At 67.2% G+C, this 24,093-nt stretch carries 18 protein-coding genes; 9 read left to right on the forward strand and 9 right to left on the reverse strand.

Annotation, left to right across the window (positions count from 1 at the left end):
* Nucleotides 1–40 precede the first annotated feature (40 nt).
* The 3 genes from ABE522_RS12835 to ABE522_RS12845 form a co-directional block, all read right to left on the reverse strand.
* Nucleotides 41–2,110 carry an EAL domain-containing response regulator gene (locus ABE522_RS12835; RefSeq protein ID WP_346592029.1) on the reverse strand — a complete coding sequence of 690 codons (2,070 nt, stop codon included), beginning with the start codon at nucleotides 2,108–2,110 and terminating at the stop codon, nucleotides 41–43.
* A gap of 64 nt (nucleotides 2,111–2,174) precedes the next feature.
* Complete coding sequence (locus tag ABE522_RS12840) at nucleotides 2,175–3,359, reverse strand: BaiN/RdsA family NAD(P)/FAD-dependent oxidoreductase (protein ID WP_346592030.1); 1,185 nt, start codon at nucleotides 3,357–3,359, stop codon at nucleotides 2,175–2,177.
* A 5-nt stretch (nucleotides 3,360–3,364) separates the two neighbouring features.
* Nucleotides 3,365–3,913, reverse strand: a complete 549-nt coding sequence (locus ABE522_RS12845) for a YaeQ family protein (RefSeq protein WP_346592031.1) — start codon at nucleotides 3,911–3,913, stop codon at nucleotides 3,365–3,367.
* A 42-nt stretch (nucleotides 3,914–3,955) separates the two neighbouring features.
* On the opposite strand from ABE522_RS12845, the gene ABE522_RS12850 reads away from it, so the two are divergent.
* From ABE522_RS12850 to ABE522_RS12870, 5 genes are all read left to right on the forward strand, one after another.
* On the forward strand, nucleotides 3,956–4,870 hold the full coding sequence (locus ABE522_RS12850) for a pseudouridine synthase (protein ID WP_346592032.1): 915 nt from the start codon (nucleotides 3,956–3,958) through the stop codon (nucleotides 4,868–4,870).
* Nucleotides 4,871–5,142: 272 nt separating this feature from the next.
* Nucleotides 5,143–5,352, forward strand: a complete 210-nt coding sequence (locus ABE522_RS12855) for a cold-shock protein (RefSeq protein WP_042615064.1) — start codon at nucleotides 5,143–5,145, stop codon at nucleotides 5,350–5,352.
* 205 nt (nucleotides 5,353–5,557) lie between these two features.
* Entirely contained in the window at nucleotides 5,558–6,247 is a 690-nt protein-coding gene (locus ABE522_RS12860; RefSeq protein ID WP_191768962.1) for a glutathione S-transferase, read from the forward strand.
* Nucleotides 6,248–6,289: 42 nt separating this feature from the next.
* Complete coding sequence (locus ABE522_RS12865) at nucleotides 6,290–7,858, forward strand: protein adenylyltransferase SelO (protein ID WP_346592033.1); 1,569 nt, start codon at nucleotides 6,290–6,292, stop codon at nucleotides 7,856–7,858.
* A gap of 80 nt (nucleotides 7,859–7,938) precedes the next feature.
* Nucleotides 7,939–8,475, forward strand: a complete 537-nt coding sequence (locus tag ABE522_RS12870; RefSeq protein ID WP_191768958.1) for an adenine phosphoribosyltransferase — start codon at nucleotides 7,939–7,941, stop codon at nucleotides 8,473–8,475.
* An 80-nt stretch (nucleotides 8,476–8,555) separates the two neighbouring features.
* On the opposite strand, the gene dbpA is transcribed toward ABE522_RS12870, so the two are convergent.
* The gene (gene dbpA, locus ABE522_RS12875) at nucleotides 8,556–9,932 is read right to left on the reverse strand and encodes an ATP-dependent RNA helicase DbpA (RefSeq protein WP_057687400.1); all 1,377 of its coding nucleotides are present in this window, start codon (nucleotides 9,930–9,932) and stop codon (nucleotides 8,556–8,558) included.
* A gap of 37 nt (nucleotides 9,933–9,969) precedes the next feature.
* Between dbpA and ABE522_RS12880 the strand changes: the two genes are divergently transcribed.
* The gene (locus ABE522_RS12880) at nucleotides 9,970–11,859 is read left to right on the forward strand and encodes an ATP-binding cassette domain-containing protein (RefSeq protein WP_346592034.1); all 1,890 of its coding nucleotides are present in this window, start codon (nucleotides 9,970–9,972) and stop codon (nucleotides 11,857–11,859) included.
* Between the two features lie 149 nt (nucleotides 11,860–12,008).
* Here the strand turns inward: ABE522_RS12880 and ABE522_RS12885 are convergent, their stop codons facing one another.
* On the reverse strand, nucleotides 12,009–12,473 hold the full coding sequence (locus ABE522_RS12885) for a c-type cytochrome (protein WP_101099753.1): 465 nt from the start codon (nucleotides 12,471–12,473) through the stop codon (nucleotides 12,009–12,011).
* An 11-nt stretch (nucleotides 12,474–12,484) separates the two neighbouring features.
* Nucleotides 12,485–12,892 (reverse strand): c-type cytochrome, encoded by a 408-nt coding sequence (locus ABE522_RS12890; protein ID WP_346592035.1) that lies wholly within the window; start codon nucleotides 12,890–12,892, stop codon nucleotides 12,485–12,487.
* A gap of 203 nt (nucleotides 12,893–13,095) precedes the next feature.
* Between ABE522_RS12890 and ABE522_RS12895 the strand changes: the two genes are divergently transcribed.
* Genes ABE522_RS12895 through ABE522_RS12905 form a run of 3 tightly spaced genes read left to right on the forward strand, consistent with a single transcriptional unit; the run spans nucleotide 13,096 to nucleotide 20,857 of the window.
* Entirely contained in the window at nucleotides 13,096–14,250 is a 1,155-nt protein-coding gene (locus ABE522_RS12895; protein WP_346592036.1) for an efflux RND transporter periplasmic adaptor subunit, read from the forward strand.
* Nucleotides 14,247–17,780 carry an efflux RND transporter permease subunit gene (locus ABE522_RS12900; protein ID WP_346592037.1) on the forward strand — a complete coding sequence of 1,178 codons (3,534 nt, stop codon included), beginning with the start codon at nucleotides 14,247–14,249 and terminating at the stop codon, nucleotides 17,778–17,780. The genes ABE522_RS12895 and ABE522_RS12900 overlap by 4 nt, the downstream gene beginning before the upstream one ends.
* Nucleotides 17,777–20,857 carry an efflux RND transporter permease subunit gene (locus ABE522_RS12905; protein ID WP_346592038.1) on the forward strand — a complete coding sequence of 1,027 codons (3,081 nt, stop codon included), beginning with the start codon at nucleotides 17,777–17,779 and terminating at the stop codon, nucleotides 20,855–20,857. Before ABE522_RS12900 ends, ABE522_RS12905 begins: the two co-directional genes overlap by 4 nt.
* A 280-nt stretch (nucleotides 20,858–21,137) precedes the next feature.
* Here the strand turns inward: ABE522_RS12905 and ABE522_RS12910 are convergent, their stop codons facing one another.
* The 3 genes from ABE522_RS12910 to ABE522_RS12920 are packed head-to-tail and all read right to left on the reverse strand — an operon-like array spanning nucleotide 21,138 to nucleotide 23,833.
* Nucleotides 21,138–22,388 (reverse strand): TraB/GumN family protein, encoded by a 1,251-nt coding sequence (locus tag ABE522_RS12910; RefSeq protein WP_346592039.1) that lies wholly within the window; start codon nucleotides 22,386–22,388, stop codon nucleotides 21,138–21,140.
* A 4-nt stretch (nucleotides 22,389–22,392) separates the two neighbouring features.
* Nucleotides 22,393–22,923, reverse strand: a complete 531-nt coding sequence (locus ABE522_RS12915) for a GNAT family N-acetyltransferase (RefSeq protein WP_101099758.1) — start codon at nucleotides 22,921–22,923, stop codon at nucleotides 22,393–22,395.
* A gap of 22 nt (nucleotides 22,924–22,945) precedes the next feature.
* A complete protein-coding gene (locus ABE522_RS12920) occupies nucleotides 22,946–23,833 on the reverse strand; it encodes a carbon-nitrogen hydrolase (RefSeq protein ID WP_346592040.1) in 888 nt (295 codons plus the stop codon).
* Between the last annotated feature and the right edge of the window lie 260 nt (nucleotides 23,834–24,093).

The raw sequence follows: 24,093 nt of genomic DNA on the forward strand, positions 1-24,093 counted from the left end.
CCTACGGTCGTCACCGACCGTAGGCTGGAAGCCGGGTGCCTCAGCCGAAGTCGAAGTCCATCCGCGGCGTCGCCTCGCCGACGAACTCACCCTGCACGTAATCCACTCCTGCGCTGAACAGCAGGGTCATCGAATTGGCATCGGTGACGAACTCGGCGACGGTGGCGATGTTGGCTGCCTGTGCGCGTTCGGTGATTTCCTTGATCTTGTCGAAGTTCTCGCGCGTGCTGGCCACGTCGCGGGTGAAGCCACGATCCAGCTTCAGGAACTGCGGCTGGAAATGCGCGAGCAGCTGGAACGAATCCAGTCCCGAACCGAACTGCTCCAGCCCGATCCGGCAGCCCAGCGGGGCCACCGCCTGCAGGAACTGCTGGGCGTTGCGCAGGTGGGTGAAGACCTTGGATTCCGGGGCATGCAGCCACAGCCGGTCGCCGGGAACGCCATGCGCCTGCAGTTCCTGCTGCAGCGTGCTGATCAGCAGCGGATCGGCGAACGATTCCGGGGTGATCTTGACCAGCATGTGGGTGGCGTGGCCGGCGCGCTGGCGCTCGCCGAGGATGGCGATCGCTCGGCGCACCACCCAGCGGTTGATGTCGGCCAGCAGGCCGTGTTCCTCGGCGATCGCGAGGAAGGCGACCGGGCTCATCAGTTCGCCGTTGTTGTCCAGCCGCAGGTACGCTTCGTACAGTTCGCGCGATTCGCCCTGCAGGTTCAGCACCGGCTGGTAATGCAGCTGGAATCCATCGCCTTCCACGGCTTCGCGGATGCGCGCGACCCAGCGTGCGATCCGCTCTTCCTCCACCCGGTCGGTGGCGGCCGGATCGAAGATGCGCACGCTGTTGCCCAGCTCGGCCGCGGCCTGCAGGCACGTGGTGGCGCGCGCCAGCACCTGGCCGATGCTGGCGATCTTCTCGCCGACCTGCACGCCGCCGATGCTGACGGTGACGGTGGCCGAGCGCTCACCGATGCTGAACACATGCGCGGCGTAGGCGCTGCGGATGCGTTCGGCCAAGGCCGCGGTATCAGCGAAGGCACCGTCGAGCAGCACCGCGAAGCTGTGCTCGCCGAAGCGGGCCAGCTGCGCCTGGCTGCCGACCGTATCGTTGAGCAACGCGGCCATGGAGGCGATCAGCGCATCGGCTGAATCCAGCCCGATGTCCGGCAGCAGGCGGGCGTAATGGTCCGGCTCGACCAGCAGCAGGCCGGAACGGCCTTCGCCGCGGCTGGCCTGGGCCACTGCATTTTCGACCTGCACCATGAAGGTGGGACGGTTGAGCAGGCCGGTGACCTGGTCGCGCTGGCGCAGCTCCTCCACTTCGCGGGCCAGCTCCGGGTCCAGTTCCAGCCGGCGGCGGAACACCACCTGCAGGCACGATTCGCCTTCGTAGCTCGCACTGGTGAACTCCATCGTCGCCGCGAACGCATTGCCATCCTGGTGGCGGGCGTCGATCTGGTACTGCGGCGGCGGCGCCTCGCCCTTGCTCAGGCCCTTGAGCAGCTGCTTGAAGCCTTCCACGTGCTGGGCGGCCACCATGTCCAGCAGCGAAATGCCTTCCACGTCGTCGAAGCTTTCGAACCCGAACATCTCCAGGTAGGCATCGTTGGCGCGGATGTGCATGCCCTCGTGGATATAGGCGATGGGGTCGCGCGAGGAGGCGATGAGCGCATCGCAGCGGCGTTCGGTCTCGCGCATCTGCGCCTCGATCCGGCGCAGGCCGCGACGGGCCTGCAGGTCGATCCACTGGTCGCGCACCACCGCCAGCAGGTGTTCCGGCCGCGGCCGCAGTGCGAGTGCGCGCAGGCCGTGCGCGCTGGCTTCGACCAGCGCGTCCTCTTCGATGTGGTCCACCAGCAGGATCAGCGGCACGTCCTTGCCGCTGGCCGCGATCTGCTGCGAGACCTGGGCCAGGCTGATCGACTGCTGCGGCGCGGCCAGCACCAGGTCGATCGGCTGCGTAGCCAGCACCTGCCCCAGTTCGCCCACGTCCTGCGGCCGCGAAGGCCGCACCGCGATGCCACTGTTGCGCAGCGCGCTGACGATCGCTTCAGCGTTCTCGCCGCTGTCATCCACGATCACCAGGCGCAGCGTGATGTCATTCGAGTTCTGCATTCAAAGGCTCCCCAAGCTGCCCATTAGATACACGAAGCGCGCCCGCAGGTCCATGCGCAGGCCCCTACGCCACGCTGCCGGCGGCATGGCCGCTGGCCCATGCCCATTGGAAGTTGTAGCCGCCCAGCCAACCGCTGACGTCGAGTACCTCGCCGATGAAATACAGGCCGGCCACCTTGCGCGATTCGAAGCTGGAGGAGGACACCTGCGCGGTGTCCACCCCGCCCAGGGTGACTTCGGCGGTGCGGTAGCCCTCGGTGCCACTGGCCACCAGCGGGAAGCCGGCGAGCAGGGCGGCGGCCTGGCGCAGCTGCGGCTCATCGATCTGCTTGACCGGGCGGTCGGGCAGCCAGTGCTCGCACAGGCGCTGCGCCAGGCGCTTGGGCAGCACCTCGGCCAGCACGGTGCGCAGGGCCGCGTCCGGGCGCTCGCGTTTCATCGCGCGCAGCCACTGTTCGGCATCCTGGCCCGGCAGCAGGTCCAGTTCCAGCGCATCACCGGGTTGCCAGAAAGACGAAATCTGCAGGATCGCCGGGCCGCTGATGCCGCGGTGGGTGATCAGCAGCGAGTTGCGGAAGGCCATGCCGTTGCTGCGCGCTTCCACCGGCAGCGCCACCCCGGACAGGTCCGCCAGGCGTTGCTGGTGGGTGCCGCTGAGGGTCAGCGGCACCAGGCCGGCGCGGGTAGGCAGCACATCGTGGCCAAACTGCCTGGCGATTTCATAGCCGAAGCCGGTAGCGCCCAGGCTGGGGATGGACAGCCCGCCGGTGGCCACCACCAGCGAGGCGGCGAAGAACGCCCCGTGCGTGGTCTGCACATGGAAGCCGTCGCTGCCGCGTTCGATCCGCTGCACCGCGCAGTCGGTGCGGACCTGCACGCCGGCCTCCACGCATTCGTCCACCAGCATCTTGACGATCTGCTTGGACGACACATCGCAGAACAGCTGGCCGAGTTCCTTCTCGTGGTAGGCGATGCGGTGCCGTTCGACCATTTCGATGAAGTCCGCCGGCGTGTAGCGGGCCAGCGCGGATTTGCAGAAATGCGGGTTGGCCGACACGAAGTTGGCCGGGGTGGTACCGGTATTGGTGAAGTTGCAGCGGCCGCCGCCGGACATCAGGATCTTCTTGCCGACCTTGTTGGCATGGTCGATCACCTGCACCACGCGGCCGCGCTGGCCGGCGGTGAGCGCACACATCAGCCCGGCCGCGCCCGCGCCGATCACCAGCACATCGCACCGCGTTGCCGCCACGCCGCTCACTCCTTGGCGCGCTTGCGCCAGACCGGGATGACATCCAGCTGCATCTGGTCGTTGATCAGCTGTACTTCGGTATCCTGGATCAGCACGCTCCAGCGCATGGCACGCTGGATCTGCTGGCTCCACTGCTCCACGAAGGCGCCGGGCAGGTCGAGCACGGACAGGTTGCCGAAGCGCTCCAGCGCCTTGCCCTGCTTCTGCCACCACACGTCCGAGGCATGCCCGGCATAGGTCACCACCTGCACCTGGCGGCTGCGGTTGCAGGCTTTGCGCACGCGCGATTCATCCGGGTGGCCCAGGTCGATCCAGCGCAGGATGTCACCGGTGTAGTCCTGTTCCCAAAGATCCGGCTCGTCGTCGGTGCTCAGCCCGCGGCCGAACTCCAGCCGGTCCTCGGCATTGAGCGCGAAAGCCAGCAGACGCACCATCAAGCGCTCATCGGTCTCCGACGGGTGCTGGGCGAGGGTGAGGTTGTGGGTCGCGTAGTAGCCGCGATCCATGTCGCTGATCTGCAACTCGGCCTTGCGGATGGTGGCGGTGAGGGCCATGAGGCTTCCGTGGACAAAGAGCACCATGATAATGGGTGCGCCATGACCCCGTCCGATCCGATCCTTCCCGTCGTTGCCGCCAGTCGTCTCCAACTGCCCCCGGGCAACTGGAAGAGCCTGCTGGACGGGCTGTGCGCCCGCTTTCCGCGGATCAGTCGCGCCCAGTGGCAGGATCGTTTCGCGCGCGGGCGGGTGCGGGATGCGCAGGGCAGGGCACTGCTCCCGGGCCAACCGTGGCAGGTGGGGCTGGAAATCCGCTACTTCCGTGAAGTCGAAGATGAACCGGTCATCCCCTTCGCCGAGCGCATCGTGCACCACGACGCCCACCTGCTGGTGGCGGACAAGCCGCATTTCCTGCCGGTGGTGCCGGCCGGCGGCCACGTCCAGCACACTTTGTTGGCGCGGTTGATAGCCGCCACCGGCAATACGGACCTGGTGCCGTTGCACCGGCTGGACCGCCTGACCGCCGGGCTGGTGCTGTTCTCTACCCGTCCTGAAAGCCGGGATGCCTACCAGCGGCTGTTCCGGGAGCGGCGGATCGCCAAGGTCTACGAGGCGCTGGCCCCAGCGCTGCCCGGGCGGTGCTTCCCGCTGCAGCGCCGCAGCCGGCTGCAGAAGGGCGAGCCGTTCCATTGCATGCGCGAAGAGGAGGGCGAGTCCAACAGCGAGACCCTCATCGATGTTCTTGACCGCACGGGGCCGGCCTGGCGCTACCGGCTGCAGCCGGTGACCGGGCGCAAGCACCAGCTGCGCGTGCACATGGCGGCCCTGGGGGCGCCGATTCTTGGCGATGACCTGTATCCGACCTACGCGCCCCAGCCGCCGGGTGACCATGCCCACCCCCTGCAACTGCTGGCCTGCGGTCTGTCATTCAGCGATCCCATCGACGGGGAACCGCGCCGCTTCTCCAGCAGCTTTACGCTGCGTGGACCGGGTAGGGAGAAGGCGGAAAGCTGAATTGGGAGCTTCGCCGGACCCCGATCCGGCTTCGCGCCTTGGCACAGCTGCGCCGGGGTGGTAGACCATGAACGCACTGCCTATCGCTTTTTGGAGCAAACACGCGTATCGTCCGTCTCACTGTGTTTGCTAGGGTCACCGTAAATCGTGGCCTGGTGCAGTTGATCTCACGATCTGCTCCATCGATCCGCTTTGCCAACGCCTGCAACTCAGTCTCGGCCCCGATATCCGGTGGCTGCGATTTATTTCACATTGTTTCAGGAGTTTCAAAGATGTCTGATCGTCAGAGCGGTACCGTCAAGTGGTTCAACGATGCCAAGGGCTTCGGCTTCATCACCCCGGAAAGCGGCCCGGACCTGTTCGTGCACTTCCGTGCCATCCAGGGCAACGGCTTCAAGTCGCTGCAGGAAGGCCAGAAGGTGACCTTCGTCGCCGTGCAGGGCCAGAAGGGCATGCAGGCTGACCAGGTGCAGGCGGTCTGATCCGCTTGCTGCCGTAAGGTAGCCAAAGACGCCGGAAGCGAAAGCTTCCGGCGTTTTTTTTTGCCCGCGTTGCGGCGATGGGCGCCCCTGCTGGTCGTGGTGGGTGACGACCGTTGGTCGTGGTGGGTGACGACCGTTGGTCGTCACGCTTTCCCCAATCCCCCCTCTCTACCCTGTACCCATCTGACTACACGGATCCGCCCGCATGCTCACCGTCCACCACCTCGACAACTCCCGCTCGCTGCGCGTGCTGTGGATGCTGGAAGAACTCGGGCTGGCCTACGAACTGAAGCAGTACGCGCGTGATCCGAAGACCATGCTGGCGCCGCCGGAACTGCGCCAGGTGCACGGGCTGGGCAAGGCGCCGGTGCTGCAGGACGGCACGCGGGTGCTGGCCGAATCCGGTGCCATCCTGGATTACCTGGCCGACAGCTACGACAGTGAGCGCGTGTTGTCGCCTGCACCGCTGCCGGCCGGTTCGGACGAGCGCATGGCCTACCGTTACTGGCTGCATTACGCCGAAGGCTCGGCGATGCCGCCAATGCTGCTGACCCTGGTGATGTCGAGGATCCGCAACGCGCCGATGCCGTTCTTCGCAAAACCCATCGCGCGCGCCATCGCCGACAAGGCCGAGAAAGGCTTTGTCGGGCCGCAGCGCCGCCTGCACCTGGACTGGATGGAACAGCGCCTGGTGGAAACCCCGTGGTTTGCCGGCAAGCGCTTCACCGCCGCCGATATCCAGATGAGCTTCCCGATCCAGGCCGCCGCCAGCCGCGGCGATGGGTTGGCCGACAAGCCGGCGCTGCGCGGCTTCCTGCAGCGCATCGAACAGCGCCCGGGCTACCAGCGCGCGGTGGCCCGCGGTGGCAGCCTGGAGGCACTCAGCGGGCGCTGAGTGCGTCTTGCCGCTGCGTCCGGCCGCCCCCATGTCGGGGGCATGGATACTGCTGACACCCTTCGTTTCGACAACCGCCTGATCCAGCGCCTGCCCGGCGATCCGGAATCGTCCAACCAACGCCGTGAAGTGCGCGGTGCGGCCTGGTCGGCGGTCATGCCGACCCCGGTTGCGGCACCGTCCACCCTGGCGGTGTGGCCCGAAGTGGCCGACCTGCTGGGGCTGCCGGCCGGCTTCGTCGAAAGCGCGGACTTCGCCGAGGTTTTCGCCGGAAACGCGCTGCTCGAAGGCATGCAGCCGTGGGCCGCCAACTACGGCGGTCATCAGTTCGGCCGCTGGGCCGGACAGTTGGGGGACGGACGGGCAATCTCGCTGGGCGAACTGGTCGCTGCCGACGGGCGCCACTGGGAGCTGCAGCTGAAGGGCGCGGGGCCGACGCCGTATTCGCGTGGCGCCGATGGGCGCGCGGTGCTGCGCTCGTCGATCCGCGAATTCCTGTGCAGCGAGGCGATGCACCACCTGGGCGTGCCGACCACGCGCGCGCTGTCGCTGGTCGGCAGCGGCGAGGGCGTGCTGCGCGACATGTTCTACGACGGTCATCCCGAGATCGAACCGGGCGCCATCGTGTGCCGCGTGGCGCCGTCGTTCCTGCGCTTCGGCAGCTTCGAGCTGCCCGCATCGCGCGGCGAGCAGGCGCTGCTGCAGCAGATGGCGGAAACCTGCATCGCGCGCGATTTCCCCGAACTGCAGGGCAGCGGCGAATCGCTGCTGGGCGACTGGTTCGCCCAGATCGCCGTGCGCAGTGCGGAAATGGTGGCGCACTGGATGCGCGTGGGCTTCGTCCACGGCGTGATGAACACCGACAACATGTCCGTGCTCGGTCTCACCATCGACTACGGCCCGTACGGTTGGGTGGAAGACTACGATCCGGACTGGACGCCCAACACCACCGATGCGCAGGGACGCCGTTACCGTTTCGGTACCCAGCCGCAGGTGGTGTTCTGGAACCTCACCCGGCTGGCGCAGGCGCTGGCACCGCTGTTTGCCGACGTGCAGCCGCTGCAGGCCGGGCTGGATGCCTTCCAGGCCACGCTGGCCGCCTGCACGCGGCGCGACGTGGCGGCAAAGCTGGGCCTCTCCGCAGCCGATGAGGCCGACCTGCAGCTGCACCAGCGCTGGCAGCAGCTGATGCAGGACGGGGCGATGGACATGACCCTGGCCTACCGCGCGCTGATCCGGCTGGACGTGGCTGCGCCGGATGCGGCGGTGCTCGATGGCGTGTTCTACGACCCCGCACGCCAGGCGGCCGTGCGCGAGCCGCTGCTGCAATGGCTGCACGACTACGCCGCGCGCCTGCATGCCGATCCGCTCGAGGCATCCGAACGCATCGCGCGGATGACCCGCGCCAACCCGCTGTACGTGCTGCGCAACTGGCTGGCCCAGGAGGCGATCGAGCGCGCCAGCCAGGGCGACATGGGGGGCGTGCAGGCGCTGCAGGAGGTGTTGCGTGATCCGTATACCGAACGTGCCGGGCTGGAGCATTACGCCGGCAAACGTCCGGCGTGGGCCGATCACAAGGCAGGTTGTTCGATGCTGTCCTGCAGTTCCTGAGCGGCCGGCCATCGGGTCCACCGACAGCAGCCCGCCGACCGGCCTGTTACCCTATGCCGCCCTACAACGCTGGCCTTGCAATGACCGACGCACACGTCGAACCGCAGTGGGCATCGCGCCTGCGCGACATCGCTGATTTCCCCAAGCCGGGCATCCTGTTCAAGGACATCATGCCGCTGCTCGCCGATGGCGATGATTTCCGTGCGGCGATCCAGGCCATGAGCGCGCGCTGGCGAGACCTGCGGCTGGATGCCGTGGTCGGCATCGAGTCGCGTGGCTTCATCCTGGGCGCGGCGATGGCGCTGGAGCTCGGTGTGGGCTTCGTACCGGTGCGCAAGCCGGGCAAGCTGCCGGGCAAGGTGCTCCGCGAGGAATACACGCTGGAATACCGCAGCGACTGCATCGAAGTGCATGCCGACGCCCTGCCGGCCGGTGCCCGCGTGGCGATCATCGATGACGTGCTGGCGACCGGCGGCACGCTGGTGGCGGCGCTGTCGCTGGTGCGCCGACTGGGCGTGGACGTGGTCGGCGCCGGCGTGCTGGTGGAGCTGGACGGACTGGGCGGCCGTGGTCGCTGGGAAGCCGGGCTGCCGCTGCACACTGAACTGGTTTATTGAGGTCCATGGCCGCCGAGCATGGCTCGGCGCTACCGTCCCGGCTCCGGTAGTGACGACCGCTGGTCGTCACCGCTGCGGGCTTACATCACGCGGGTACGGAACCTGCGGCCCTTGATCTTGCCTTCTTCCAGCTTGGCCACGGCCCGGTTGGCGTGCTCGCGGGCGATGGCCACGTACGAACGCGTGGGGTAGATCGCGATCTTGCCGATGTGCTTGCCGGCCAGGCCGGCATCGCCGGTCAGCGCACCCAGGATGTCACCGGGGCGCAGCTTGTCGGTCTTGCCGCCGTCGATGCGCAGGGTGCGCATGGCGGCCTGCGGCAGTTCGGCCGGGCGCGAGGTCGCCAGCGGCGTCTTCTGCCAGTCCAGCGGCGTGCCACGCTGCGCTTCCAGCGCCTCGGCGCGGGACTTCTCACGGCCGGCCACCAGGCTGATCGCCATGCCGCTGGCACCGGCGCGGCCGGTACGCCCGACGCGGTGCTGGTAGGTTTCGATATCGGTCGGCAGTTCGTAGTTGATCACCATCGCCAGGTCTTCCACATCCAGCCCGCGCGCGGCCACGTCGCTGGCCACCAGCACGTTGCAGCTGCGGTTGGCGAAACGCACCAGCACTTCTTCGCGGTCGCGCTGTTCCATGTCGCCGTGCAGGGCAAGCGAGGAGAAGCCGAACTGCTGCAGCGAATTGGCGACTTCGTCCACATCCTTGCGGGTGTTGCAGAACACCACCGCCGATTCCGGCGTGTACTTCAGCAGCAGGCCGGCCAGTGCCTTCTGCCGGTGCGCCGGCTCCACTTCGCAGAACAGGTGGCGGATGGAGGGGGCATCGTCGGCGCCGTCCACGGTCACTTCCACCGGATCGCGCAGCACGTCGCGGCCGATCGCGCGGATCGCATCGGGGAAGGTGGCCGAGAACAGCAGCGTCTGCCGGTCCTTGTGGGTGCGCCCGGCGATCTCGCGGATAGGCTCTTCAAAGCCCATGTCCAGCATGCGGTCGCCTTCGTCCAGCACCAGCGTGCGCACCGCGCCGAGGTTCAGCGCGCGCTTGCGCGCCAGTTCCTGCACGCGGCCGGGGGTGCCGACCACCACGTGCGGGTGGTGGGCTTCCAGCGAGGCCAGCTGCGGCGCCAGCGGCGAACCGCCGGTCAGCACCAGCAGCTTCATGTTCGGGATGCCGGTGGCCAGCTTGCGGATCTGCTTGCCGACCTGGTCGGCCAGTTCGCGGGTGGGGCACAGCACCAGCGCCTGCACCCGCTGGGTGGCCGGATCCAGCGCCTGCAGCAGGCCCAGCCCGAAGGCGGCGGTCTTGCCGCTGCCGGTGGGGGCCTGGGCGATGACATCGCGGCGGTCGAGGATGGCCGGCAGGCTGCGCGCCTGGATGGCGGTGAGGGTGGTGTAGCCGAGCGCTTCCAGGCCAGGCTGAAGGGCAGGGCTCAGCGGCAGGGTCGAGAATTCATTCATGGCGCATTGTACGGGGTTAACCCCTTACAATACCCGCATGCCCCTGATTACCTTGCAGAACGTCGACTTCAGCGTCGGCGGCCCGTTGTTGCTGGAAAAAGCCGAACTGTCGATCGAGCCGGGCGAGCGTATCGCCCTGATCGGCCGCAACGGCGCCGGCAAATCCACTTTGCTCAAGCTGCTGTCCGGCGACCACAAGCCCGATGACGGCGAAGTCCGCGTCCAGCAGGGCGTCCGCGTGACCCGGCTGGAACAGGAGGTGCCGCATGGCGCCGCCGGCAGCGTGTTCGACGTTGTCGCCGAAGGCCTGGGCGAACTGGGCCAGTGGCTGGCCGAATTCCACCACCTGAGCGTGGCCGAAGAGTTCGACGGCGATGCACTGGGCGCGGTGCAGGCCAAGATCGACGCCGCCAACGGCTGGGGCCTGGACCAGCGCGTCAGCGAAACCCTGACCAAGCTCGACCTGGATGGCGATGCCGAATTCGCGCGCCTGTCCGGCGGCATGAAGCGCCGCGTGCTGCTGGGCCGCGCGCTGGTGTCCAGCCCGGACCTGCTGCTGCTGGACGAACCGACCAACCACTTGGACATCGAAGCCATCGACTGGCTGGAAATGTTCCTGAAGAACTGGAACGGCAGCGTGGTGTTCGTCACCCATGACCGTCGCTTCCTGCGCGCGCTGGCCACCCGCATCGTGGAAATCGATCGCGGGCAGGTCACCAGCTGGCCGGGCGACTGGGCCAACTACGAGCGCCGCCGCGAAGAACGGCTGAACGCGCAGGCACAGGAAAACGCCCGTTTCGACAAGATGCTGGCGCAGGAAGAAGTGTGGATCCGGCAGGGCATCAAGGCCCGCCGGACCCGCGACGAAGGCCGCGTGCGCCGCCTGGAAGCGATGCGCAACGAGCGCTCGTCGCGCCGCGAAATCAGCGGCAACGTCAGGATGGAAGCGGCCCAGGCCGCCAATTCCGGCAAGAAGGTCATCGACATCAAGGACGTGTCGTTCTCCTTCGGCGACCGTTGCATGGTGCGCGATTTCTCCGCCACCATCCTGCGTGGCGACCGCATCGGCCTGATCGGCCCCAACGGCAGCGGCAAGACCACGCTGCTGAAGCTGCTGCTGGGCGACCTGGCCCCGGACCGCGGTGAAGTGCGCGCCGGCACCAACCTGGAAATCGCCTATTTCGACCAGTACCGCTCGGTGCTGCGCGAAGACTGGACCGCGATCGAGAACGTGGCCGAAGGCCGCGATTTCATCGAGTTCAACGGCAAGCGCAAGCATGTGCACGCCTATCTGCAGGACTTCCTGTTCACCCCGGAACGTGCGCGCGCGCCGATCACCCGGCTTTCCGGTGGCGAACGCAATCGCCTGTTGTTGGCCAAGCTGTTCGCGCAGCCGTCCAACCTGCTGGTGATGGACGAACCGACCAACGACCTGGACGTGGAAACGCTCGAGCTGCTGGAAGAGCTGCTCGGCGATTACACCGGCACGCTGCTGCTGGTCAGCCACGACCGTGATTTCCTCGACAACGTGGTGACCTCCACGCTGGTGATGGAAGGCGAGGGCGTGGTCGGTGACTACGTAGGCGGCTACAGTGACTGGCAGCGCCATGCGGCCTTCGTGGCCGCGCAGCAGGCCAATGCGCCGGTGGTGGCGAGCCGTCCGGCCGCCGCAGCCGCCCCTGCCGCTGCAGCGGTACCGGCGCCGGCCAAGCGCAAGCTCAGCTACAAGGACGCGCGCGAACTGGAACAGCTGCCGCTGAAGATCGAAACGCTGGAAAAGGACGTCGAAGGGCTGACTGCCGCGATGAACGATCCGGCGTTCTACCAGCGCAGCGCGCCGGACATGGCCGCGCACAACCAGAAACTGGCGAAGGTGCAGGCCGAGCTGGATGCCGCCTACGCGCGTTGGCAGGAACTGGACGCCTGAACCGGCGCCACGCGCGCGCGTTGCCTCGGTGGGTGACGACCGGTGGTCGTCACGGCCCTGCCGCTGCGCTCGCCGACCATGGGTCGGCGCTACCCGGGTCGCTCGGCGGTAGTGACGGCCGCTGGCCGTCACGCGTCACCGGCGGTGCTTCATTTCACCCCGTGCAGGTCGCGCAGCTGGGTCGGGCGTGATGCGAAATAGGCGGCCAGGTCGGCGATTTCCTGGTCGCTGATGCCGGTCGCCTGCGGGGTCATCAACGCGTGCTGCCGATCGCCGGAACGATACGCCTGCAGCGCATGCGCCAGGTAATCACTGTATTGCCCCCCGAGCTTGGGGTAGGTCGGGTCGATCGGCGCATTGCCGTCGGCGCCGTGGCAATCGATGCAGCTCTGCCCGGTGGCCTTGCCCTTGACCTGCGCGCGCGCCTCACCGGCGGCGGGGCGACCGGCCGGCAGTCCGGCAGACGATGAAGGAGCGGGGAGATCGCCACTGGCCTGGCCCGGCTGGTCGGGCGACTGCGTGCTGCTGTCTTCGTGCGACGGCGAGCAGGCGGCCATCAGGACGGCGACGGACAAGGCGATGGCATGACGCGTGAACTGCGCGGCTTTCGACATGTAGGCGTGCCTTACTTGACGGTGGACAGGTAAACAGCGAGATCGGCGATCTCCTGTTCGCTGAAGCTCATCGACTGCGCCTGCATGGTCGGATGACGACGCTTGCCATGGCGGTATTCGGTGAGGGCCTGCAGCAGGTACTGCTCGCTCTGCCCGCCGATCTTCGGCACGCGGTAGCTGGGGTAGGCGTTCTTGTAACCGGTGATGCCGTGACAGCCCTGGCAGGTGTATGCCAGGACCCGGCCGTTGTCGAAATTGCCGGTGAGGGCGGCCGCCGGCGCCGGGGCCTGCGGGGCCGGAAGCGGCGCTGGAACGGCAGGGGCGGACGGCGGTGAAGCAGGAGCAGGAGCGGCCACGGCGGCCCCGAAGGGCAGGAGGACGGCCAGAGCAAGACAAGCGGCGAGCGGCTGCGGGCGCATGATGTCGTTTCCGGGCTACGGGTCTGGTCGTTCCGGCGTGGGGTACGGAACGGCTCGAGTATAGCGGCTCGTTTCATGTTGCTGAAATGGGGTCGGCCCGACCGGCGGCGTGAAGTCACCGTGACCTTTGGGATATGGTGTTGCCGTGAGGTGGTGCATTACTTTGCTACCACACCTGTTCACGCATCCCCAGGGACCCGACGATGTCACGCCATGCCTTCCTGCCCGCCGGCCGCAGCGGAATCTGCGCCGCCGCGCTGCTCATCTCCACCACGCTGCTGATGTCCGGCTGCGCGGGTGGCCCCAACAACGAAGCCAAGGCTGCGGACGGCAAGGATGGCAAGTCCGAAGAAAAGAAGGTCGAGGCGGTACCGGTGGAAGTGGCGGTGGCCAGCCATCGCGGCGTGGCTGCCAGCTACACCGGCACCGCCGCACTGGAGCCGCGCGCCGAATCGCAGGTGGTGGCCAAGACCTCCGGCGTGGCGCTGGCGGTACTGGTGGAAGAAGGCCAGCCGGTGCGTGCCGGACAGCCGCTGGTACGGCTGGACCCCGACCGCGCACGGCTGGCGGTGGCGCAGAGTGAAGCGGTGATGCGCAAGCTGGAAAACAACTACCAGCGCGCCAACCGCCTGGTGGGCCAGCAGATGGTCAGCGCCGCGGACGTCGACCAGTTGCGTTACGACGTTGAAAACGCCCGCGCGCAGTACCGGCTGGCCACGCTGGAACTGTCCTACACCACGGTCACCGCACCGATCTCCGGGGTGATCGCTTCGCGTTCGATCAAGACCGGCAACTTCGTGCAGATCAACACCCCGATCTTCCGCATCGTCGACAACTCGCGGCTGGAAGCCACGCTCAACGTGCCCGAACGCGAGCTGGCCACGCTGCGCGCCGGCCAGCCGGTGACCCTGCTGGCCGACGCGCTGCCGGGCAAGAGCTTCACCGGCCAAGTGGACCGCATCTCGCCGGTCGTCGATTCCGGCAGCGGCACGTTCCGCGTGGTGAGCACCTTCGACGGCGGCGCGCAGTCGCTGCAGCCGGGCATGTTCGGTCGCATCCGCATCGATTACGACCAGCGCGCCGATGCGCTGGTGGTGCCGCGCCTGGCGCTGCTGGACGACGGTGACCCGGCCGTGTTCCGCGTGCGCGCCGGCAAGGTCGCGCGTGTACCGGTGACGCTGGGCTACGCCGAGGGCGCCTGGGTGGAGGTGCGCGAGGGCCTTGCGGCAGGCGACCAGGTGGTCACCGCCGGCAAGGTCGCGCTGCGCGATGGCACCGCGGTGCAGGTGATCGTCCCGGCCGATCCCACGCAGGTGGCCAAGGCCACGCCGGCTGCCAAGGCAGGGAGCGCCCCATGACATCGGCCGGCAACGACCACGGTCGCGACCCGCACCCGGGTCACGGCCCCGCCAGCATGGGCGGAGGCCTGGTGGAGTTCGCCACGCGCCGCCGCGTGACCATCGCCATGTGCACGGTCACCCTGATCCTGTTCGGGCTGATCGCGCTGAACAGCCTGAAGGTCAACCTGCTGCCGGACCTGAGCTATCCCACCCTGACCGTGCGCACCGAGTACACCGGCGCGGCACCGTCTGAAATCGAAACCCTGATCTCCGAGCCGGTGGAGGAGGCGGTCGGGGTGGTCAAGAACCTGCGCAAGCTGAAGTCGATCTCGCGCACCGGCCAGAGCGATGTGGTGCTGGAGTTCGCCTGGGGCACCAACATGGACCAGGCCAGCCTGGAGGTGCGCGACAAGATGGAAGCGCTGAACCTGCCGCTGGAGGCCAAGGCCCCGGTGCTGCTGCGCTTCAATCCGTCCACCGAACCGATCATGCGCCTGGTGATTTCCAGCAAGGACGCAGCGGCTACCGACGCCGAGGCGATCCGTGAACTCACCGGCCTGCGCCGCTATGCCGACGAAGACCTGAAGAAGAAGCTGGAGCCGGTCACCGGCGTGGCCGCAGTGAAGGTCGGCGGTGGCCTGGAAGATGAGATCCAGGTGGACATCGACCAGCAGAAGCTGGCGCAGCTGAACCTGCCGATCGACACCGTCATCCAGCGCCTGAAGGAGGAGAACATCAACATCTCCGGCGGCCGCCTGGAAGAAGGTTCGCAGCGTTTCCTGGTGCGTACCGTCAACCAGTTCGTCGACCTGGAAGAGATCCGCAACCTGCTGATCACCACCCAGTCGTCCAACGGCAGCGCAGCCGATTCGGCGATGGCGCAGATGTTCGCCATTGCCGCGGCAACCGGCTCGGACGCGGCGATGTCGGCCGCATCGGCGGCGCAGAGTGCATCGGGCGGAAACTCCAGCGTGGTGGCCAATGGCGTGCCGGTGCGGCTGAAGGACGTCGCCAGCGTGCGCCAGGGCTACAAGGAACGCGAGGCGATCATCCGGTTGGGCGGCAAGGAGGCGGTCGAGCTGGCGATCTACAAGGAGGGCGACGCCAACACCGTAGCCACCGCCGAGGCCCTGCGCGCGCGGCTGGAGCAGATCAAGACCACCTTCCCGTCCGATGCCGAGCTCACCACCGTCGAAGACCAGTCGCGCTTCATCGAGCACGCGATCAGCGACGTCAAGAAGGATGCGGTGATCGGCGGCCTGCTGGCCATCCTGATCATCTTCCTGTTCCTGCGCGATGGCTGGAGCACCTTCGTCATCAGCCTGTCGCTGCCGGTGTCGATCATCGCCACGTTCTTCTTCATGGGCCAGCTGGGCCTGAGCTTGAACGTGATGTCGCTGGGCGGCCTGGCACTGGCCACCGGCCTGGTGGTGGATGATTCCATCGTGGTGCTGGAAAGCATCGCCAAGGCGCGCGAACGCGGGCTGGGCGTGCTGCAGGCGGCCATCGCGGGCACGCGGGAAGTGAGCATGGCAGTGGTGGCGTCCACCCTGACCACCATCGCGGTGTTCCTGCCGCTGGTGTTCGTCGATGGCATCGCCGGCCAGTTGTTCCGCGACCAGGCACTGACCGTGGCGATCGCCATCGCGATCTCGCTGCTGGTGTCGATGACCCTGATCCCGATGCTGAGTTCGCTGAAGGGCCGTCCGCCGCTCGCGTTCCCGGAAGAACAGGCTGGCGAGCCCTGGCGTCCGCAGAACCGCTGGTTGAAGCCGGTGGCCGGTGGCCGTCGCGGCTTCGTGGCGGGCATCCGCTGGAGCTTCTTCGGCGTGGCCTGGCTGGTGGTGCGGGTGTGGCGTGGCATCGTGGCGGTAGTCGGCCCGGTGATGCGCAAGGCCAGCGACGTGGCGATGAAGCCCTACAGCGGTGCCGAACGGGGCTACCTGCGCCTGCTGCCCGGCGCACTGGCTCATCCGGGCAAGGTGCTGGGGCTGGCGGCACTGGCCTTCGTGGCGACCATGGCCCTGGTGCCGATGCTTGGCGCGGACCTGATCCCGCAACTGGCGCAGGATCGCTTCGAGATGACCGTGAAGCTGCCGGCCGGCACGCCGCTGAAGCAGACCGATGCGCTGGTGCGCGAACTGCAGCTGGCGCATGGCGACGGCAAGCAGGCGGCCGGTGAAGGCATCGCCTCGCTGTACGGTGTCAGTGGCGCGGGCACCCGGCTAGATGCCAGCCCGACCGAAAGCGGCGAGAACATCGGCAAGCTCACCGTGGTGATGGAAGGCGGTGGTGATGCACGCAGCGAAGCGGCCATCACCGAGCGCCTGCGCGGCACCATGGCCTCGCATCCGGGCGTGCAGGTGGACTTCGCACGACCGGCATTGTTCAGCTTCTCCACGCCGCTGGAAATCGAGCTGCGCGGGCAGGACATGGCCTCGCTGGAGCAGGCCGGGCAGCGGCTGGCGGCGATGCTGCGCAACAACGCGCACTACGCCGACGTCAAATCCACGGTGGAAGAAGGTTTCCCGGAAATCCAGATCCGCTTCGACCAGGAACGCGCCGGTGCGTTGGGCCTGACCACCCGCCAGATCGCCGATGTGGTGGTCAAGAAAGTGCGCGGCGACGTGGCCACCCGCTACAGCTTCCGTGATCGCAAGATCGACGTGCTGGTGCGTGCCCAGCAGGGGGACCGGGCCAGCGTGGACAGCATCCGCCGGCTGATCGTCAATCCGGGCAGCACCCGCCCGGTGACCCTGGATGCGGTGGCCGAAGTGGTCGCCACCACCGGCCCCAGCGAGATCCATCGCGCCGACCAGACGCGGGTGGCGGTGGTATCGGCCAACCTGCGCGACATCGACCTGGGCGGTGCCATGCGCGAAGTGCAGGCGATGGTGGCAGAACAACCATTGGGCGCTGCGGTGGGCATGCACATCGGCGGACAGGGCGAAGAACTCGCCGAGTCGGCGCGATCGCTGATCTTCGCCTTCGGGCTGGCAATCTTCCTGGTCTACCTGGTGATGGCCTCGCAGTTCGAATCGCTGCTGCATCCGTTCGTGATCCTGTTCACCATCCCGCTGGCCCTGGTCGGGGCGGTGCTGGCCCTGCTGCTGAGCGGCAAGCCGATTTCGGTGGTGGTGTTCATCGGCCTGATCCTGCTGGTCGGACTGGTGACCAAGAACGCGATCATCCTGATCGACAAGGTCAACCAGTTGCGCGAAGCCGGCGTGGCCAAGCACGAGGCGCTGGTGGAAGGTGCACGTTCGCGCCTGCGTCCGATCATCATGACCACGCTGTGCACGCTGTTCGGCTTCCTGCCGCTGGCGGTGGCGATGGGCGAGGGCGCCGAAGTGCGCGCGCCGATGGCGATCACCGTGATCGGTGGCCTGCTGGTGTCCACCCTGCTGACGCTGCTGGTGATTCCGGTGGTGTATGACCTGATGGACCGCAAGGGCGATGCCTACTACCGCGAGCGCGGGCGCAAGCTGGCCCACGATTCGGGCTTCGATGCGCCCACGGCCGGGCAGGGCCAGGAGGAGCCGGCATGAGCATCGCCGAGTTCTCCATCCGTCGCCCGGTCACCACCATCATGTGTTTCGTGTCACTGGTGGTGGTGGGCCTGATCGCCTCGTTCCGGCTGCCGCTGGAGGCGCTGCCTGACATCACCGCGCCGTTCCTGTTCGTGCAGATTCCGTATACCGGCTCCACCCCGGAAGAGGTGGAACGCACCTTGATCCGCCCGGTGGAAGAAAGCCTGGCGACGATGACCGGGATCAAGCGGATGCGCTCGTCGGCCACCTCCGAAGGGGCCAACATCTTCATCGAGTTCAGTGACTGGGACCGCGACATCGCCATCGCCGCATCCGATGCACGCGAGCGCATCGATGCCATCCGCACCGACCTGCCCGACGACCTGCAGCGCTACAACGTGTTCAAGTGGTCCAGCAGTGACGAGCCGGTGCTGAAAGTACGCCTGGCCAGCGATACCGACCTGACCGGCGCGTATGACATGCTGGACCGCGAGTTCAAGCGGCGCATCGAACGCATCCCCGGGGTGGCGCGGGTCAACATCTCCGGCGCGCCGCCGAACGAGGTCGAGATCGCGATCGATCCGAACCGGCTCAATGCGCACGGCCTGAGCATCAACGAACTCAGTGACCGCCTGCGTACGCTGAATTTCTCGCTGTCGGCCGGCCAGATCGATGACAACGGCCAGCGCGTGCGCGTGCAGCCGGTGGGCGAGATCACCGACCTGCAGGAAATGCGCGACCTGGTGATCAACGCCAAGGGACTGCGGCTGGGCGACATCGCCGAGGTGCGGCTGAAGCCGACCCGGATGAGCTATGGGCGTCGCCTGGATGGCAATCCGGCGATCGGCCTGGACATCTTCAAGGAGCGCAGCGCCAACCTGGTGGAAGTCTCGCGCGCTGCCTTGGCCGAAGTGGAAGCAATCCGCGCGCAGCCGAGCATGCGCGACGTGCAGATCAAGGTCATCGACAACCAGGGCAAGACGGTGACGTCCTCGCTGCTGGAACTGGCCGAGGCCGGTGCGGTCGGCCTGATCCTGTCGGTGACGGTGCTGTTTTTCTTCCTGCGCCACTGGCCGTCCACGCTGATGGTCACCCTGGCCATCCCGATCTGCTTCATCATCACCCTGGGCTTCATGTACTTCGTCGGGGTGACGCTGAACATCCTGACCATGATGGGCCTGCTGCTGGCGGTGGGCATGCTGGTGGACAACGCCGTGGTGGTGGTGGAAAGCATCTACCAGGAGCGCGAGCGGATGCCCGACCAGCCGCGGCTGGCCTCGATCATCGGCACCCGCAACGTGGCCATCGCGCTCAGCGCCGGCACCCTGTGCCACTGCATCGTGTTCATTCCGAACCTGTTCGGTGAAACCAACAACATCAGCATCTTCATGTCGCAGATCGCGATCACCATCTCGGTGTCCCTGCTGGCGTCCTGGCTGGTGGCGGTAAGCCTGATCCCGATGCTGTCCGCGCGCATGGACACGCCCAAGCTGCTGCATTCGAAGACCGGCGTTATCGCGCGCCTGCAGGGCCGCTATGCCGTGCTGCTGGACTGGACCCTGCGCCACCGTGGCTGGAGCCTGCTCGGCATCCTGCTGGTGGTGCTGGTCAGCCTGGTGCCGATGAAACTGACCAAGGTGGACATGTTCGGCGGCGAAGGCGGCAAGGACGTGTTCATCGGCTACATGTGGAAAAGCGCCTACACCTACCGGCAGATGTCCGATGAGGTGAAACGCGTGGAAGACTGGCTCGACGCCAACCGCGAGCGCCTGCACATCGCCCAGGTGTATTCCTGGTACAGCGAAGACGAGGGCAGTTCCACCATCGTGACCCTGGACGAGGCGCACGCCGGCGGCCTCAAGGCGATCCAGGAAGAACTGCGCAAGGGCCTGCCGAAATCCGCGCGTGCCGATTACTTCGTCGGCAACCAGGGCGGCGATTCCGGTGGCAGCAACAGCGGCGTGCAGGTGCAGCTGGTCGGCGATTCCAGTTCGATGCTGCAGGAGATCGGCGAGGAAGTGCTGCCGCTGCTGGCGCAGCGCAAGGAACTGCGCGATGTGCGCATCGACAACGGCGAGAAGGGCAGCGAACTGGCGATCAAGGTCGACCGTGAGCGTGCCGCCGCGTTCGGCTTCAATGCCGAACAGGTAGCCAGTTTCGTTGGCCTGGCGCTGCGGGGCGCGCCGATGCGCGAGTTCCGCCGCGGCGACAACGAAGTGCCGGTGTGGGTGCGTTTCGCCGGCGCCGAACAGAGTACGCCGGAGGACCTGGATGGCTTCAGCGTGCGCACCGGCGATGGTCGTACCGTGCCACTGCTGAGCCTGGTTTCGGTGGAGATCCTGTCCTCGGCCACGCAGATCGGCCGCACCAACCGGCAGACCACGCTGACCATCAAGGCCAACCTGGCCGACAAGGTCACCGCCCCGGATGGGCGCAAGGCGATCGAGGCGGTGCTCAAGCCGATGAACTTCCCGGCCGGCTACAGCTTCAGCTTCGACGGTGGCGACTTCGGCAATGATGACGAAGCGATGCAGCAGATGCTGTTCAACCTGGTGATCGCGCTGCTGATGATCTACGTGGTGATGGCCGCGGTGTTCGAATCGCTGCTGTTCCCGGCGGCGATCATGAGCGGGGTGCTGTTCTCGATCTTCGGTGTGTTCTGGCTGTTCTGGCTGACCGGCACCTCGTTCGGCATCATGTCCTTCATCGGCATCCTGGTGCTGATGGGCGTGGTGGTGAACAACGGCATCGTGATGATCGAGCACATCAACAACCTGCGCCGGCGCGGCATGGCCCGCACCCAGGCGCTGGTGGAAGGCTCACGCGAACGCCTGCGCCCGATCATGATGACGATGGGCACGGCGATCCTGGCGATGGTGCCGATTTCGTTGACCGACACGCAGATGTTCGGCGACGGCCCGCCGTACTACCCGATGGCGCGCGCGATCGCGGGTGGGCTGGCGTTCTCCACGGTGGTCAGCCTGCTGTTCCTGCCGACCATCTACGCGGTGCTGGATGATGCACGCAGTGCGGCGACGCGGCTGATCCGCAAGGCCCGCGGTCGGGGTGTGGACGCCCCGGTGGTGGGGGCCTGAACCGCTGAATCGGTAGCGCCGAGCCATGCTCGGCGGGATGTCCGGGCGGGACGCCCGCTGCGCTCGCCGACCATGGGTCGGCGCTACCACCACGGTGGTCAGCGTGCTGTTCCTGCCGACCGTCTACGCGGTGCTGTCCGCAAGGCCCGCGGCCGGGGTGTGGACGCCCGGGTGGTGGGGGCCTGAACCGCGGAATCGGTAGCGCCGAGCCATGCTCGGCGGGATGTCTGGGCGAGTAGCCCGCTGCGCTCGCCGACCATGGGTCGGCGCTACCACTTCTTTATCCGGCGACCTTGCCCCACACCTGGAAGCCGGTCAGCCACAGGCCCAGCATGCTGCCGAGGTTGGTCAGCATGAAGGTCAGCACCACGCGGGTGACGCGGTTGCGGTACCAGCCCTTCAGGCTCTGCGCATCGTCGCGCAACTTGAGGAAATCCTCGTAGGCCGGCTTGCGCAGGCGCGCTTCCACCAGCGCGGCGAAGGCGCCGGTGGGAATGCTCAGGCGGAACGGCTTTAACGGGGCCACCACGATCGCGGTGAGGATGCTCAACGGGTGGCTGCCGGCCAACAGGCAGCCCAGGCCCGCCAGGCCGCCGGTGTACATCGCCCAGGTGAGCAGCAGTTCGCCACCCACCCCCAGCCCGCCACGGTAGAAGCCCACGCCGATGCCGGTCGCCACGATCGCCAGGATGGCCAGCGTGAACCACGGAATGTTGCGCTTCTTCGCCACTTCTTCCAGCTGCGCGCGCAGCGGCACCGGCGCTTCGTGGTCGGTTTCCAGGTACGTGGCCAGGCCGGCCAGATGGCCGGCGCCGACCACCGCCAGCACCTCGCGCTGGGCGGGCTCGGTGCCCTGCAGCGCACGTTCCTCGCGCAGGCGGGTGGCCATGTAGCGGTCGCGCTCGCCGATGATGGCGTCATACAGCGCGGGGCTTTCCTTGGCGAACTCGCCGAAGCTGGACTCCAGCATGTCGCCCTGCTTGAGCTTTTCGATCTCGTCCGTACCGACCTCGTCGGACGAGAACAGGCCGGCGGCCAGGCCGGTCATCAGCTTGATCTTGCCGAAGAAGCCCAGCTGCGCCGAAGCGCGCTTGAAGGTCAGCCCGACCTCGCGGTCGATCAGGTGCACCGGCAGGCCCTGTTCCCGGGCCAGCAGCACTGCGCGCTTCAGCTCGGCGCCCGGTTCGATGCCCAGCTGTTCGGCCAGGCGCCGTTGGTAGGCCGACAGCGCAAGGTTGGCGGCGAACAGCGCCACGCGACCCTTGCGGATCACCTCCACCAGGTCCAGCTTGGCCAATGTGTCCGGCTCGGTCAGCGCCTGCAGGCGCTGCGGATCCAGTTCCACCGCGACTGCATCGAAGCGGCCGCTGTGGATGGCCTTTTCCACCGCTTCCACGCTGGCGTGCGACACGTGCGCAGTGCCCAGCAGGGTATAGCGCACGCCATCGCGTTCGACGATGCGCACCGGTTGGCCGGCGAACAGTGCATCGTCTGCAATCCCGTCGATGGACAGGGGGAGGGTGTCAGTCATGCATTTACTCGTTTGTTGGGGCGCTGTCGGCGCCGTCGCCCAGCGCACGCTGCATCTGCACGGTGTCCAGCCAGCGGCCGTGCTTGCGGCCCAGGCCCTGAAACACGCCGACCAGGTGGAAACCGAAGCGCTCGTGCAGCTTGATGGAGGCGGTGTTGGTGGGTTCGCCGATGACCGCGACCATCTGCCGGTAACCGCGCGCGGTACAGGCATCGATCAGCGCCTGCAGCAGCGTGGTCCCGACGCGCTGGCCCTGGAAGCGCGCATCGACGTAAACCGAATTTTCCACCGTCCACTGGTAGGCCACGCGGGTGCGGTACGTATTGGCGTAGGCATAGCCGGCGACCTCGCCGTCGACTTCGGCGACGAGGTACGGGAAGCCGCGGGCGACGATGTCCTGCATCCGTCGCAGCATCTCCGCCGCGTCCGGGATGTCGTACTCGTAGGTGTTGACGAAGTCGGTCACTTCCACCGCGTAGATCGCGGTGATCGCGGTGATGTCAGCCTCGCTGGCATCACGGATAAGCACGGCCATGGGCGCAGGTTCCGGCAGGGAATCAGTCGATGTAGCGCTTCAGCAGGTCGCCGTAGGCGTCGATGCGGCGGTCACGCAGGAACGGCCAGATGCGCCGCACGTGTTCGCTGCGCTGCAGGTCGACCTCGCAGACCAGGACCGTTTCTTCGCCACCGGCCTCGGCGATGAACTCGCCCTGCGGCCCCAGCACGTGGCTGTTGCCCCAGAACTGGATGCCCGATGCGCCCATCGGCGAGGGTTCGTGGCCGACGCGGTTGCAGCTCAGCACCGGCACGCCGTTGGCCACGGCATGGCCGCGGTGGCTGAGTATCCAGGCATCGCGCTGGCGGTTCTTTTCATCCTGCTGGTCGTCCGGATCCCAGCCGATGGCAGTGGGGTAGAGCAGCAGTTCGGCGCCGGCCAGTGCCATCAGGCGCGCCGCTTCCGGATACCACTGGTCCCAGCACACCAGCACGCCGAGGCGGCCGACCGAGGTGTCGATCGGGGTGAAACCGAGGTCGCCGGGGGTGAAATAGAATTTTTCGTAGAAGCCCGGGTCATCCGGGATATGCATCTTGCGGTACTTGCCCAGCAGGCTGCCGTCCTTTTCGAACACTACGGCGGTGTTGTGATACAGGCCGGCGGCACGGCGTTCGAACAGCGAGGCGACGATGACCACGCCATGCTGTCTGGCCAGTTTGCCGATGCGTTCGGTGCTGGGGCCGGGGATCGGCTCGGCCAGGTCGAATTCGTCGACGTTTTCGTGCTGGCAGAAGTACGCGCCGTTATGTAGTTCCTGCAGCAGGATCAGCTTGGCACCCTGTGCGGCCGCTTCAGCGACGCGCGATTCGATCACGGCGAGGTTGGCGGCGGCATCACCGTGGTTGCGCTCCTGGATCAGGGCGACGGTAAGGGGCTGGCGGGGGCTCATCCGGAAGCGTTCCTGCGGGGGAAAACACGCATGTTAACGCGGATGGCGGAGGGTGGCGTGGCGGTGGCTGAATGATCGGTATGAGGGTGTTCTGGCCTGCGGCCGGCAGAAGCGTAAGCAACGGCAAGAGCAACCGCGCTGCTGCGTTGGCGTGGGCGGGGCGGGGGGGGGGGGGGGGGAGAGCCGGGAAAAACAACCAGTATGCGCGGCCACCCCCACCAATGCGGTTGGGGGGGCCCACAACCCCACCCCCCCCCCCC

The sequence above is a fragment of the Stenotrophomonas lacuserhaii genome, assembly GCF_039674585.1.
Lineage (GTDB): Bacteria > Pseudomonadota > Gammaproteobacteria > Xanthomonadales > Xanthomonadaceae > Stenotrophomonas > Stenotrophomonas pennii_A.

Coding starts and splice junctions, on each gene's coding strand:
- ABE522_RS12835 (WP_346592029.1), bottom strand. CDS start 2,110: ATGCAGAACTCGAATGACATCACGCTGCGCCTGGTGATCGTGGATGAC.
- ABE522_RS12845 (WP_346592031.1), bottom strand. CDS start 3,913: ATGGCCCTCACCGCCACCATCCGCAAGGCCGAGTTGCAGATCAGCGAC.
- ABE522_RS12850 (WP_346592032.1), top strand. CDS start 3,956: ATGACCCCGTCCGATCCGATCCTTCCCGTCGTTGCCGCCAGTCGTCTC.
- ABE522_RS12855 (WP_042615064.1), top strand. CDS start 5,143: ATGTCTGATCGTCAGAGCGGTACCGTCAAGTGGTTCAACGATGCCAAG.
- ABE522_RS12860 (WP_191768962.1), top strand. CDS start 5,558: ATGCTCACCGTCCACCACCTCGACAACTCCCGCTCGCTGCGCGTGCTG.
- ABE522_RS12865 (WP_346592033.1), top strand. CDS start 6,290: ATGGATACTGCTGACACCCTTCGTTTCGACAACCGCCTGATCCAGCGC.
- ABE522_RS12870 (WP_191768958.1), top strand. CDS start 7,939: ATGACCGACGCACACGTCGAACCGCAGTGGGCATCGCGCCTGCGCGAC.
- dbpA (WP_057687400.1), bottom strand. CDS start 9,932: ATGAATGAATTCTCGACCCTGCCGCTGAGCCCTGCCCTTCAGCCTGGC.
- ABE522_RS12880 (WP_346592034.1), top strand. CDS start 9,970: ATGCCCCTGATTACCTTGCAGAACGTCGACTTCAGCGTCGGCGGCCCG.
- ABE522_RS12885 (WP_101099753.1), bottom strand. CDS start 12,473: ATGTCGAAAGCCGCGCAGTTCACGCGTCATGCCATCGCCTTGTCCGTC.
- ABE522_RS12890 (WP_346592035.1), bottom strand. CDS start 12,892: ATGCGCCCGCAGCCGCTCGCCGCTTGTCTTGCTCTGGCCGTCCTCCTG.
- ABE522_RS12895 (WP_346592036.1), top strand. CDS start 13,096: ATGTCACGCCATGCCTTCCTGCCCGCCGGCCGCAGCGGAATCTGCGCC.
- ABE522_RS12900 (WP_346592037.1), top strand. CDS start 14,247: ATGACATCGGCCGGCAACGACCACGGTCGCGACCCGCACCCGGGTCAC.
- ABE522_RS12905 (WP_346592038.1), top strand. CDS start 17,777: ATGAGCATCGCCGAGTTCTCCATCCGTCGCCCGGTCACCACCATCATG.
- ABE522_RS12910 (WP_346592039.1), bottom strand. CDS start 22,388: ATGACTGACACCCTCCCCCTGTCCATCGACGGGATTGCAGACGATGCA.
- ABE522_RS12915 (WP_101099758.1), bottom strand. CDS start 22,923: ATGGCCGTGCTTATCCGTGATGCCAGCGAGGCTGACATCACCGCGATC.
- ABE522_RS12920 (WP_346592040.1), bottom strand. CDS start 23,833: ATGAGCCCCCGCCAGCCCCTTACCGTCGCCCTGATCCAGGAGCGCAAC.